Raw genomic sequence first — 13,647 nt, forward strand, 5'->3', positions numbered from 1 at the left:
TTTTGCGGTCACTAGGTGTGGCATCACCCGACGACCCGCCCCGACTCACAGTTTGCCGCACCGTTAACTGGTATATTGCCCTCTCTTTGGCACTAACAGACTGAATTGACGCACATTTGCCTTATCCCATCGGCCCGCAAACCGGAGCCCACGGCGCGATTCAGCCCGACAGAGGACCTTTTGATGAAACAGACCCTTCTTGCCCTCACCCTCGGCGGCCTGCTCGCGCTCTCGCCCCTCACCCTGCAAGCGGCCGAGAGTTCGATGCAGATGGAGCACGACCTCAATACCCTGGTCAGCAAACGCCAGGCGGTGGACATGCTGCTCGGCGAAGCGCTGCAGATCTACAAGTCGCCAGCCAAGATCTCCCACGCCGGTTTTACCGCCAAGATGCCGAGCAATATGGAGCTGGTGACCGAGCGGCTGCTGGCCGCCTACCAGCTGGAACCCTACCGCACCGACCTGCTCATCTCGGCGGCCAACGCCCAGATCTACAACGGCAACCTGAGCCGCGCCATCACCTTGCTGGAGCAGGCGCAGGCCGTCGCCCCCGATGATCTCGACATCAACAGCTATCTCGCCATCTGGCAGCTGGTGAAGGGTAACAAGGAGGCTTCCCGCAGCTATCTGGCGAAAGTGGCGGATCGCAACAGTGGCCGCGCTGCCGATCTGGAGGAGATCATCGCCCGGGTGCAGCGGATCACCGCCGCCCCGCTGCAGACCGAACTGACCGAGGATCAGGTCAAGGCCAGCAGGGAGGGCAAACGCGCCATCGTCACTCTGGGCTACGCCCTCAATCCCGACGGCAGCATGGACAAGATCCTGCTGGGCCGTCTGCAAACCACTCTGGCGCTGGCCAAGGCCGACCCAGAGGCGCTGATCATCCTGACTGGCGGCATGCCCCAGAACCGCCAGACCGAGGGCAAGCTGATGGCCGACTGGCTGGCCAACCACGGCATCGCTCGCAGCCGCCTGATTGAAGAGAACTACGCCACCAGCACGGTGGATAACGCCCTCTACAGCGCCTATGCCCTCGCCCGCCACCAGATTGACTATGCGGTGCTGGTAAGCTCCGCCAGCCATGTGCGCCGCGGCCAGACGGTGCTGGAAATCGCCTGCGACCAGATTGGCCCGGCCAACATCAAGGTGGCGAGCGTCAGCTACCCTGACAAGCCCCTCGAGGAGCTGGCCACCCCGAGCGAGAGCGAGCTGCTCGGCATCTACCGCGACGCCCTGCGCACCTACGGTATGTGGAGTTACCGCTCCGCCCCGCTGATCGAGCGTTGATCGGCCATCAACACGAAAAAGAGAGGGAGGCGCGATGCCTCCCTCTCTTTTATTGACCGATGATTGGCCAAGCCTCGCCCGTTAGCTGACGATAAAGCCCTGTGAGGGGGCCGCTTTGGGATCGTCACCGAAGCGGTTTGGCCCCTGCTGGCCATTGCAAACCATAAAGTAGATAAGCACCAGGGTGCCGATAATGGGGATGAGCCCGAGCAGCAGCCACCAAGCGCTGCGGTCGGTATCGTGCAGACGACGGGCCGCCACCGCCAGAGATGGCAGCAGCACCGCCAGCGAATAGATGGAGCTTATCAGCTCATTGTCGCCGCCGATCAGCTTGTCCACCATGCCGAGCAACAGCATGACGATGACGTTGCACAGCACGAACATCCAGTATTCGGTGCGACGGGCCCGCCCGCTGAATACCGCATATTGCTTGAGGACCGAGATATACCAGTTCATTGCGCCTCCAGACTGTTTTCAAAAACAAGTAGTTGCAGATCCGAACCGAGCTTAGCGCGATCAGTGTCCGGCGTCGATCACCAGCAGCTCCAGATCCTGGCGACTGACCCGCTTGCTGTCCACCTTCACATAGAGCGAACGTTCCTTCCGTGCCAGCAGTACATCGTTCACCCCGTCGCAGGCTCGGAGTTTCTGCTCCAGTGCAGGGCTCGCCTCCACCCCTTCCGGTAACAGGATGCGCAGACTGCTCACATAGGGGGGCTCCTGCATGGTGAGGCTGACCCCGAGCCAGACAAGGGCCAGCGCAGAGCAGCCGCCAAACACCAGGGCGCCACCACCCAGACTGTAGAGCAGGCCCCCCAGGCTGCCACCGATAGCCACTCCGATAAACTGGCTGGTGGAGTAGATCCCCATGGCCGTACCCTTGTAACCCGGTGGCGACTCCTTGCTGATCAGGGATGGCAGCAACGCCTCCATCACGTTGAAGCCGATGAAGAAGAGCTGCAGGCCGGCGAGCAGGCCCCACAGCTGCAGGCCAGCCTGCCACAGCACCACTTCGGCGCTGAGCATCACCAGCACGCAGATCTGGAACACCAACTTCATCTTTCTGCGCGTCTCGGCATAGATGATGAAGGGTACAACGCTGACGAAGGCAATCAGCATGGTGACCAGATAAGCCTGCCACTGGCTGTCCCGAGGCAGACCCGCTTGCTCCAGCAGCGGCGGCAACGCCACGAAGCTCGACATCAACAGGGTATGCACGCACAAAATGCCGAGATTGAGTTTGAGCAGGCGCGGATTGGTCAGCACAGTGCGCATCCCGCCCCTGACCATGCCGGACTCGCGATTGAGCAGATGAGTTGTCGGTGTCGGCACCAGCCAGAGGGTGACGGCAATGCCCCCCAGCGCCAGCAGGGCGATGAGCCAGAACAGGCCGGAGAGTCCCAGCGCATGAGTGATGAGGGGGCCGGTCACCATGGCGATGGCGAAGGTGATGCCAAAGCTCACCCCGATGAAGGCCATCGCCTTGGTGCGGTTCTGCTCGCGGGTGAGATCCGACAAGAGCGCCATCACGGCGGCCGAGATGGCGCCGCTGCCCTGCAGGGCGCGGCCGGCGATGACGCCCCAGATGGAGTGGGTCAGCGCCGCGATCACGCTGCCGAGGGCAAACATCAGCAGGCCGCCGACGATGAGGGGCTTGCGGCCCACCTTGTCGGAGAGCAGACCGAACGGGATCTGGAACAGCGCCTGGGTCATGCCGTAGATGCCGATGGCCAGGCCGATGAGCGCCTCGGAGGCCCCCGCCAGCGACATGCCGTAGGTGGTCAGCACCGGCAGCACCATAAACATGCCGAGCATGCGCAACGAGAAGACGGAGCCGAGCGCCCAGGTGGCACGGCGCTCGCCCCTCGTCATGGTGAAATCATTCATGATGGCCTCGATAGGTCAGGGAAAAGGAAGACTCAAGGGGTGGCCGACACGCGCCATGCCACACCCGACAGAGGGGAAAAGTACCCGATGGGCGGCCCCATAATAACAGAGCCGGGGAGGTTCCCGGCTCTGGATCTCATGCAATCGGAAGCAACGCACACTATCGGAGCAACATGCTCACCAGCGCCACAGGCTCGGCCTCTGGCTGGAAGTCTACCGACATCATGACACTCAGACAGGTAATGGTGACGATGGAAAACATAAACAGCTTGCGCGCCCAGAGAACATCATCAACCAGCTGTTTGTAACCCGACAGCGCCATCCCCAGCCACCAGACACTCACCGCAGTGGCCACCACCAGATACTTGTAGCCGGCGTAACCGCCGAGGAACAGCATCAGGGTCGGCACCATAAAGGCCAGGATGTAGAGGGTAATGTGGTGCTTGGCCACCGAAATTCCCTTCACCACCGGCAACACCGGAATGTTGGCCGCCTGATAATCCTTGAAGCGGAAAATGGCGATCGCATAGGAGTGCGGCATCTGCCACAGGCTGAAGATCGCCAGCAGGATCAAGGCCCCCGAGTCGAACTGACCGCTCACCGCACAGTAGCCGATGACCGGCGGCGCGGCGCCGGAGAGGCTGCCCACCAGGGTGCCGTAGACCGAGTGACGCTTCATGTAGAGGCTGTAGACCCCCACATAGACAATGAAGCCCAGCACCGCCAGCAGAGCAGCCAACGGATTGGCCGCCCAATAGAGCAGTGCAATGCCCGCCATGCCAAGCGCGGTGGCGTACCAGAGCGATACGCCGGGGGCGATCAGCCCCTTCACCAGAGCACGGTTCTTAGTGCGCTCCATGATGCAGTCGATATCCCGGTCGATGTAGTTGTTGAACACGCAACCGGAGGCCACCACCAGCGAAACACCCACCATGGTCAGCATGAACAGGGGCAGGTCCAGGCTTCCTTTTGAAGCCAGCAGAAATCCCCCGATCACCGAGATGAGGTTGCCGAAGATGATGCCCGGCTTGGTCACTTGCAGGTATTGCTTCATCATTGCCAGCCTGCTCAGTGGACCATCATGTTGATGTTGAGGTTGTACATGATCCACAGGGAACCCACGACCACGATGGCAATGATGAGCACGGTAAAGACCAGTGCCACCAGGTTCCAGCGCTCCTCGGACGAGGTGTTCATGTGCAGGAAGTAGACCAGATGGACAAAGATCTGCACCACCGCCATGCCAACCACGGTGGCCAGCACGGTGGTGTGGGAGGCGGAGCCGTCTATCACCATCCAGAACGGTACGGCAGTCAGGATCAGTGACAGCACGAAGCCGATCAGGTAGCTCTTGGCGCTGCCGAGGCTGGCGCCGTGATTATCAACGGAATGACTCATTTACATTGCCCCCATCAGATAGACCACGGTAAAGACGCAGATCCACACCACGTCGAGGAAGTGCCAGAACAGGCTCAGGCACATCAGGCGGGAGCGGTTGCGATCGGTCAGCCCCTTCTTGGCCACCAGCACCATCATCACGATGATCCAGATAAGGCCGCTGGTGACGTGGATACCGTGGGTACCGACCAGGGTGAAGAAGGCGGAGAGGAAGGCGCTGCGATCCGGGCCGTAACCTTCTGCGATCAGGTGATGGAACTCGTAGATCTCCATCGCGATAAAACCGGCACCCAGCACAAAGGTCACCAGCAACCAGCCATTGACGGTAGACATCCGGTTCTTGTTCATCGCCAACATGGCAAAACCGAAGGTGATGGAGCTCAACAGCAGCAGCATGGTTTCGGCAAATACGAACGGCAGTTCGAAGATATCCTTGCCGCTCGGACCGCCGGCAGTGCCGTTGACCAGGACCGCATAGGTTGCAAACAGACATGCAAACAGGATGCAGTCACTCATCAGGTAGATCCAGAAACCAAACACCTTGTTGGCACCGGCATCATGGTGCCCATGATCATGGGCACTCTCGTGAGTGTGATTTAGAACGTCGGTCGCCATAGCGTCACGCCCCCTTGTTAATGTTGGCAAAATGCTGACCTTCGGGTGCCCATACCCTCCGGGCACCGTAAACGTGGATGTGATATGAAACGCCAGTGGTCATAGCACTAAGCCCCCTTGTTGATGTTGGCAAAATGCTGATCTTCGATGCGCGTGATCTCGTCAACCTGGACGTAGTAGTCCACGTCATCGTTGAAGCTGTGGATGATCCAACTGCCAATCATGGCGGCAAAGGCAAGGATGGCCATCCACCAGATATGCCAGATCATGGCAAAGCCAAAGATGGCGCTGAAGCCCGCGATGATCACCCCTGCCCCGGTGTTCTTGGGCATGTGGATCGGCGCATACTGCTTGGGCTGCTGATAGGCTGAACCGTTTTGCTTGGCATCCCAGAAGGCATCCAGACCGGTGATCTTCGGCTCGATGGCGAAGTTGTAGAAGGGCGGCGGTGAAGAAGTCGCCCACTCCAGCGTCCGGCCACCCCAGGGGTCACCACTCACATCACGGTTCTGCTCGCGGTCACGGATGCTGACCACCAGCTGGATCACCTGGCACAAGACACCAAGGGCAATCAGGCCGGCACCACATGCTGCTACCACCAGCCAGGGGTGGAAGGCCGGATCCAGCTGTTGGCTGATGCGGCGGGTCATCCCCATGAAGCCCAGTACGTAAAGCGGCATGAAGGCAACAAAGAAGCCGATAATCCAGCACCAGAAAGCACGCTTGCCCCAGGTTTCGTTCAGGGTGAAGCCGAACGCCTTGGGGAACCAGTAGGTGATACCGGCAAAGCAGCCAAATACCACGGCACCAATGATGACGTTATGGAAGTGAGCGATGAGGAACAGGCTGTTGTGCAACACGAAGTTGGCCGCCGGCACCGAGAGCAGTACCCCTGTCATGCCACCTATGGTGAAGGTGATGATGAAACCGACAGTCCACAGCATGGGTGAGGTGAACTCGATGCGACCACGGTACATGGTGAACAACCAGTTGAAGATCTTCACCCCGGTCGGGATGGAGATGATCATGGTGGTGATGCCGAAGAAGGCATTCACGTTTGCGCCCGAGCCCATGGTGAAGAAGTGGTGCAACCAGACAATGAAGGAGAGCACGGTAATGGCAATGGTCGCCCATACCAGCGAGGTGTAGCCGAACAACCGCTTCTTGCTGAAGGTGGCCACTACTTCGGAGAAGATCCCGAATACCGGCAACACCAGGATATAAACCTCGGGGTGGCCCCAGGCCCAGATCAGGTTGATGTACATCATCATGTTGCCACCCATGTCATTGGTAAAGAAATGGGTACCCAGATAGCGGTCTGCGGTGAGTAGGGCGATGGTAACGGTCAGGATCGGGAAGGAGGCGATGATCAGCACGTTGGAGCACAAAGCCGTCCAGGTGAACACCGGCAGACGCATCATGGTCATGCCAGGAGCGCGCATCTTGATGATGGTGGCGAAGAAGTTGACGCCGGTCAGCAAAGTGCCCAACCCCGAGATCTGCAGACTCCAGATCCAGTAGTCGACCCCGACCCCCGGGCTGTACTCCAGCCCCGACAGTGGCGGATAGGCCAGCCAGCCGGTCTGGGCGAATTCACCGACCCCGAGGGAGATGTTGATCAACACCACGGCAGCGGCGGTGAACCAGAAGCTGATGTTGTTGAGGAAGGGAAAAGCCACATCACGGGCACCGATCTGCAGCGGCACGACGATATTCATCAGACCGATCACCAGTGGCATCGCCACGAAGAAGATCATGATGACCCCGTGGGCGGTGAAGATCTGGTCGTAGTGATGCGGCGGTAAAATGCCGTCACCACCAGCCGAAGCCATCACCTGCTGGGTACGCATCATCACAGCGTCGGCGAAGCCGCGCAGCATCATGACCATACCCAGGATCAGATACATGACCCCAAGACGCTTGTGGTCGACCGAGGTAAGCCACTCTTTCCACAGATATTGCCACTTGCCGAAATAGGTGATCAGGCCGGCAACGGCCAGCCCCCCCAAAATGATACCGGCTACCGTCACCATGATGATGGGTTCATGGAACGGAATGGCATCGAGTGTTAATTTTCCAAACATCGGTTATTCCTCGGATCCTGCTTGCACAGCCTTGTTATCCAACGGCGCGTTCATATGTCCGGCATGCTCCTTCTGCCCGTCATGCGCCATAGCGGCATGGTCCATCTGCATATGTGCCATGTCATCGTGATTCATGGCGGCGCCATGCTCTGAGGGGGCTTTATGGGTCATCCCCTTGTGCTCGCCATGCCCCATGTCACCCATAAACTTGTTGATCAGCTTGACGAAAAGGGCCGGATCGGCACTTGAGAAATACTCTACCGGGTGGTTTTCGCTCTTCTTGGCCAGCGCATTGAACTCATCCATGGTGATCAGCATCTTGGGAGAGGCCTTGACTTTGGCAACCCAGGCATCAAAACCGGCCTGATCCTGCGTAGCAATCGCCTTGAACTTCATGCCCGAGAAACCGGCTCCGCTATAACTGCTGGAGATACCGTCATACGCGCCTGCTTCATTGGCAATGAGATGCAACTTGGTCTGCATACCGGCCATGGCATAAATTTGCCCGCCCAGCTTGGGAATGAAGAAGGAGTTCATGACAGTGTCTGAAGTCACCCGGAAATTGACGGGGGTATTGACCGGGAATGCTAATTCATTGACCGAGGCAATCCCTAATTCTGGGTAGACAAACAGCCATTTCCAGTCGAGGGAAATAACATCAATCTGGATCGGCTTCACCGTGGACTCCAGCGGCTTGTAGGGATCCAGTTCGTGGGAAGTTTTCCAGGTAATGGTTGCCAGAATGACGATGATAATAACTGGTACGGTCCAGACAACCGCCTCAATTTTATTGGAGTGAGACCAATCCGGAGTATATTTGGCATTGGTATTTGATGCCCGGTATTTACGAGCAAAGACCACCGCCATAATAATCACAGGGATCACCACAATTAACATCAGCCCCAAGGCGGTTAATATCAGTGATTTCTGTTCCAGACCAATCTGCCCTTTGGGATTCATCAAGGCCATGTCGCAGCCGGTCAGCAAGCTGGCCGATGCGATCAACAGCAAAGCACCCAAGCCCCTCTTTAATTCAAAAGGTCTCATGCAGTGTCCTTATGGTCGCAAGGCTAAAGTTGTAAAAACGGGCAACATTGTGATCAGAACCGGAACATGTAAACAACATGGAAAATTAATCTTAAGATTGTGCCAAACTTGGCCTCAGCATGTGAAAAATGTTAATTTTGCATCCGTATCACTATTAATGGCGCCTTTTCCCATAATTAATCAATGACACTCTCTTCTCAATTTATAATTGGACAGGGAGCATTATCTCGCCAACTAACCTTACATAGCATATGGGTATATATGACGAAAAATTAATCCTCCCGCATGAATAATAAACACCTGTCGACTTTGATGATCTGCGACAATTTGAACTCATCATCATTTACGTAATTAAACGCGACGAACAGAACACAGCACGATATTTTTTAGCTGGATTGTTTTTTAACAATTCGAACCCAAACAGATATGTCACTCCATACTCGTTTGATCAATCTGTTTAATAAGTTATTATCAACCCATATAGACGCCATAAAAATATGGCGGTAGGTTGCGTCCTCTTGCTGCTGGCCAGCTACCCCACTCTGTACTTTTCCATTTTTCATACAGCAGGTATTGCTATGAGTATTACACGCAGAGATTTTCTCAACGGCGTTGCCATCACCATTGCGGCAGGCGTCGCCCCCATCAATCTGCTCAAGGCTGCCGAAGGCGGCAGCACGCTGGCGGATAAAACCCTGGCCTACCCGCCCGCCCTCACCGGCCTGCGCGGCAACCACCCGGGCTCTTTCGAACCGGCCCACAGCATCGCCCGTGACGGCAAGCAATATGATTTTGCCAATATTCCCCTTGAGGGGGAGTACGATCTGGTGATCGTCGGCGCCGGGATCAGCGGCCTGGCCGCCGCCTGCTTCTATCAGCAACTGCTCGGCGCGGATAAAAAGATCCTGCTGCTAGACAACCACGACGACTTTGGCGGCCACGCCAAGCGCAACGAGTTCACCACCTCCGATGGCCTGCGCCTGGGTTACGGCGGCAGTGAGTCCCTGCAATCACCGCGTTCGGTCTACAGCCCGGTGGCGCTCGGTCTGCTCAAGGCGCTGGAGGTCAACATCGACGAGCTGGCCGCCGGTTTCCAGCAGACCTTCTATCCGGATCTGGGGCTGAGCCGCGGCGTCTATTTCGACGAGAAGCACTTTGGCGTCAACAAGATAGTGAACGGGGATCCGGGCCACAACGTGGCGGACGATATCCCCCGCGATCGCCTGAACGGTCGTCCGCTGGCAGAGTTTATCGGTGACTTCCCCCTCGATGATGCCGACAAGGCCGCCCTGTTGGCCCTGCACGAAGCGAAGATAGACTACCTGAGCGGCATGACCCGCGAGCAGCAGGATGAGTGGGTGACTCGCAACAGCTACACCACCTTCCTGCGCGATAAAGTGGGCCTCAGCGAGCGGGCGATCAGTTACTTCCAGCAGCGCACCAACGACTTCCAGGCGGTCGGCATCGACGCCACCGCCTGCGCCGATGCGCGCCTCTGCGCCTTGCCGGGTTTCGACGGCCTCAATCTGACGCCGCTGGATGCCGAGGAGCAGGCGGAGCTGGACGATCCCTACATCTTCCACTTCCCCGATGGCAACGCCGGTCTCACCCGCCTGATGGTACGCAAGCTCATTCCGCAGGTGGCGCCGGGTCACACCATGCAGGATGTAGTGCTGGCCAAGTTTGACTACAGCAAGCTCGACCTGCCTGAGCACAAGGTGCAACTGCGCCTTGGCAGCACGGCGTTGCAGGCCAAAAACGTGCGCCTCGCCGACGGCAAGCTGGCGGTGGATGTCACCTACATCAAGGAGGGGAAACTGCATCGGGTGCGAGCCAAGCAGTCGATCATGGCGGGCTACAACATGATGATCCCCTACATGGTGCCCGAGATGCCGGAGCCCCAGAAGGAGGCGCTGCGCCAGAATGCCAAGGCGCCGCTGGTCTACACCAAGGTGGTGATCAAGAACTGGCAAGCCTTCGTCAAGCTGGGGGTACACGAGGTCTACTCCCCCGCCGCACCCTATAGCCGGGTCAAGCTCGACTATCCGGTCAGCATGGGTGGCTACGAGCATCCCAAGAGCCCGGATCAGCCGATGTGCCTGCACATGGTCTATGTGCCGACCCTGCCGGGCAGCGGCCTCTCGGCCCGCGAACAGTCCCGCAAGGGGCGCGCCATGATCCTCGGCATGCCGTTCGAGCAGCATGAGCAGATGATCCGCGAGCAGTTGCAGGGGATGCTGGGCAGCGCCGGTTTCAACCATGAGCAGGACATCCTCGCCATCACGGTCAACCGCTGGTCTCACGGTTACTCCTATGTCACCAACACCCTGTTTGATGACGAAGCGCAGTGCGAAAAATGGATTGAACTGGGTCGCCAGCCGATCGGCAACATCACCATCGCCAACTCGGATGCAGGCTGGAGCCCCTACGCCCACGCCGCCATCGACGAAGCGTGGCGCGCCGTCAACGAGCTGGTAGCCATGAGCAAGGGAGGTGCCCAATGAACCGCGCCCTGTCACTGACCGCCAGCGCCCTGCTGCTGGCCCTGCCCGCCCTTGCCGCCAACGCAGCCCCCGCCATGTCGGCAGGCGAATACGTGGCCAAGCTCGGCGATTGCGCTGCCTGTCACACCAGCGAAACCAGCAAGCCGCTGGCGGGCGGCAAAGGGTTCCCGACCCCCATCGGTACCGTATTTGCCACCAACATCACCCCGGACAAGACCCACGGTATCGGCAACTACAGCCTGCCGGAGTTCATCAAGGTGATGCGCGAAGGGGTGGCCCGCGACGGGCATCGCCTCTATCCGGCCATGCCCTACACCGCCTACGCCAAGATGAGCGATCAGGATCTCGAAGATCTCTATCACTATCTGATGAAGGAGGTGCAGCCGCTGGCCATTGCCAACAAGGAGAGCGACATCCCCTGGCCCCTCAACATGCGCTGGCCGCTGATGGGCTGGAACTGGGTCTACCACGATGACAGCCGCTTCACCCCAGTCGCAGGCAAAAGCGAAGAGTGGAACCGCGGCGCCTATCTGGTGCAGGGTGCCGGCCACTGCGGCAGCTGCCACACTCCGCGCGGGCTTGGCATGCAGGAGAAAGCGCTGACCGAGGCGGATCCCGTCTACCTGAGCGGGGCGGCGCTGGATGGCTGGTATGCCCCCGATATTCGCGGCAGCCGTTACAGCAAGCAGGCGCTGATCGACCTGCTGAAAACCGGCCGCAGCCAGCATGAAGCGGTCGCGGGCCCCATGGGGGAAGTGATCACTCACAGCAGTCAATATTTCAGCGACGCCGATCTGGCCAGCATCGCCACCTACCTCACCGATCTGAAAGATGAGCCGGTGGCGGAGAAAGGGGCCCGCGCCTACGCCAGTGCCAGCGGCAAGGCGGACTACGCCATGTACTGCTCCACCTGTCACGGGGTCAACGGCCAGGGCAATGACCACGTCATCCCTTCGCTGGTCAACAACCGCACCGTGCTGGCGAGCGATCCGTCGAGCCTGATCAATGTGCTGCTGCACGGGGCCGAGACCCCGGTCACCCGCGGTCATCTCGGCTACCACATGCCGGGCTATGGCTGGACCATGGATGATGAGCGGCTCGCCGAGCTGGTCAACACCCTGCGCGCCTCCTGGGGCAATGAAGGCACCGCCGTCAAGGCGGCGGCGGTCAAGACCCAGCGCGAGCTGCACGGCAAGGAGTAAGGGCTGCCAGCTCTCTCTTGGCCAAGTGCCATAAAAAACGGGCCTCCACTGGAGGCCCGTTTGCTATTGATGAACCAGGTTCCGGTGCTTATCCCTTGCGGGATTTGGGCCCCGGCAGTGGCGCCGTTGGCTGGCGGTAATCGCCATAGGGGAAGATATTGCGAAACCGCTGGGCCACTGGTTCGGGGATGGAGCGGGAGAAGATCAGCTTCACGCCATCGCCATCACGCTGCCCCACGATGCGACCGCGCACCGTGTCGTGGCGCAGGATCTGCTTGGCATGCTCAATAAAGGCGGGTGACACCTTGCCCTGCTTGACCACTACCTTGCCGGGGGCAAGGCGGATCTCGAACAGGGCGCCACGCCCCAGCTTCATCAACCACCAGATCAGCGCAATCGCCACTATCAAGGAAATCCAGGCCATCTTCATCCCTCCCAAGCTCTTGATATAAGGCAGTATAAGCGGCCGAGCGTTCCGATTGTTTGGCGCCGATCACAGCCCCCGCCTCAACGTAATAGCGCCTCTTTGCTCAGCAATCCTTGCCCCAGCCCACCAGCGTCTCGCGATAGAGCGCCAGCAAGGCTTCATCGCGCACCGCCACCCCGACCTGCTGCGGACGATAGGCTGCCCAGTCATCGTGGGAGTGGCGTTTGCCATCGAACTTTTGCAGGGTGTGGCCGATGGCCGGGCCGCTGGTGATAACCCGCACCGGCCCCTCGCGCAGGGTAAAGAGGGTCGGATCGATCACATAGGCGATGGCGGACGGGTCGTGAACGTGGCAACCGGAGAGCCCCAGCTTCTCGGAGTAGAAGCGCAGGTAGAAGCGGCTGACATCCCACAGGAAGCGGCCCGGCTCGCCCGCCTTGTCCCTGAGTTCATCCAGATAGGCGCTGCTGAAGAAGCTCTGCTGGGTCACGTCCAGCCCGATGATCACCACCGGCCAGTCTGCGGTAAAAACCCGGTCGGCGGCATCGGGATCGTCGTGGATATTGGCTTCGGCATAGGGGGTGACGTTGCCGCGATGGCCGTTGACGCCAAAGGCGCCCCCCATCACCACCACCTGTTTCACCAGCGAGACAATCTCGGGCGCCTGTTGTAGCGCCAGCGCCAGATTGGTCAGCGGGCCGATAGTGACGAGGGTGATCTCCCCCGGCGCGGCTTTCACCGCCTCGACAATATATTGCCAAGCAGGGCGAGGATCCGGAGCGATAGTCACCTCCCCCGCCTCCATATCGCCAAAGCCGCTCGGGCCGTGGACTATGGTGGTGGGGCCAACCGGCTCGCGCAGCAGCGGGGCAGCCGCGCCTTTGGCCACATCCGCCTTCATGCCGTACTTCTGCTTGAGCCAGAGGGCGTTGCGGGTGCCATTGTCGATGGTGGCGTTACCAAAAACAGTGGTGATGGCGAGCAGCTCGATGGCGGGGTGGGCCTCGGCAAACAGGATGGCCATGGCATCGTCGATACCTGGGTCGGTATCCAGAATGATTTTATGGGTCATGAGCAATTCCTACGGTAACAAACCCTGCGACAAAAGGGAGAGTCTACCCGGCTGACGGTCTCGTATCCCGGCATGGGATCACAGAGCGAGCCTTTGCTCCCGACAACGACACGCTGCTGAAGAC

General features: G+C 59.2%; 12 protein-coding genes. 3 read left to right on the forward strand and 9 right to left on the reverse strand.

What is annotated here, in order from left to right:
* Positions 1-183 precede the first annotated feature (183 nt).
* On the forward strand, positions 184-1,287 hold the full coding sequence (locus G5306_RS06020; RefSeq protein WP_421312560.1) for an ElyC/SanA/YdcF family protein: 1,104 nt from the start codon (positions 184-186) through the stop codon (positions 1,285-1,287).
* 81 nt (positions 1,288-1,368) lie between these two features.
* Here G5306_RS06020 and G5306_RS06025 read toward each other — a convergent pair whose 3' ends face one another.
* From G5306_RS06025 to cyoA, 7 genes are all read right to left on the reverse strand, one after another.
* Entirely contained in the window at positions 1,369-1,743 is a 375-nt protein-coding gene (locus G5306_RS06025; RefSeq protein WP_005337730.1) for a DUF805 domain-containing protein, read from the reverse strand.
* Between the two features lie 60 nt (positions 1,744-1,803).
* Entirely contained in the window at positions 1,804-3,174 is a 1,371-nt protein-coding gene (locus G5306_RS06030) for an MFS transporter (protein WP_266135111.1), read from the reverse strand.
* Positions 3,175-3,334: 160 nt separating this feature from the next.
* A complete protein-coding gene (cyoE, locus tag G5306_RS06035; RefSeq protein ID WP_421254918.1) occupies positions 3,335-4,231 on the reverse strand; it encodes a heme o synthase in 897 nt (298 codons plus the stop codon).
* Between the two features lie 11 nt (positions 4,232-4,242).
* The gene (locus tag G5306_RS06040) at positions 4,243-4,572 is read right to left on the reverse strand and encodes a cytochrome o ubiquinol oxidase subunit IV (protein ID WP_421312561.1); all 330 of its coding nucleotides are present in this window, start codon (positions 4,570-4,572) and stop codon (positions 4,243-4,245) included.
* A complete protein-coding gene (locus G5306_RS06045; RefSeq protein WP_421208695.1) occupies positions 4,573-5,187 on the reverse strand; it encodes a cytochrome o ubiquinol oxidase subunit III in 615 nt (204 codons plus the stop codon).
* 107 nt (positions 5,188-5,294) lie between these two features.
* A complete protein-coding gene (gene cyoB, locus G5306_RS06050) occupies positions 5,295-7,271 on the reverse strand; it encodes a cytochrome o ubiquinol oxidase subunit I (protein ID WP_421208693.1) in 1,977 nt (658 codons plus the stop codon).
* 3 nt (positions 7,272-7,274) lie between these two features.
* Positions 7,275-8,318, reverse strand: a complete 1,044-nt coding sequence (cyoA, locus tag G5306_RS06055; RefSeq protein WP_227342352.1) for a cytochrome o ubiquinol oxidase subunit II — start codon at positions 8,316-8,318, stop codon at positions 7,275-7,277.
* Between the two features lie 578 nt (positions 8,319-8,896).
* On the opposite strand from cyoA, the gene G5306_RS06060 reads away from it, so the two are divergent.
* Positions 8,897-10,822 carry an NAD(P)-binding protein gene (locus G5306_RS06060; RefSeq protein ID WP_421254920.1) on the forward strand — a complete coding sequence of 642 codons (1,926 nt, stop codon included), beginning with the start codon at positions 8,897-8,899 and terminating at the stop codon, positions 10,820-10,822.
* Entirely contained in the window at positions 10,819-12,024 is a 1,206-nt protein-coding gene (locus tag G5306_RS06065; protein ID WP_042056466.1) for a cytochrome c, read from the forward strand. Before G5306_RS06060 ends, G5306_RS06065 begins: the two co-directional genes overlap by 4 nt.
* An 88-nt stretch (positions 12,025-12,112) precedes the next feature.
* Here the strand turns inward: G5306_RS06065 and G5306_RS06070 are convergent, their stop codons facing one another.
* Both G5306_RS06070 and G5306_RS06075 read right to left on the reverse strand, forming a co-directional pair.
* Positions 12,113-12,448: a DUF3634 family protein gene (locus tag G5306_RS06070; protein WP_005353195.1), complete on the reverse strand. Its 336-nt coding sequence runs from the start codon at positions 12,446-12,448 to the stop codon at positions 12,113-12,115.
* Between the two features lie 106 nt (positions 12,449-12,554).
* Positions 12,555-13,523: a nucleoside hydrolase gene (locus tag G5306_RS06075; protein WP_005337734.1), complete on the reverse strand. Its 969-nt coding sequence runs from the start codon at positions 13,521-13,523 to the stop codon at positions 12,555-12,557.
* Between the last annotated feature and the right edge of the window lie 124 nt (positions 13,524-13,647).

It is taken from the genome of Aeromonas sp. 603404 (genome assembly GCF_049171775.1).
GTDB lineage: Bacteria > Pseudomonadota > Gammaproteobacteria > Enterobacterales > Aeromonadaceae > Aeromonas > Aeromonas veronii_A.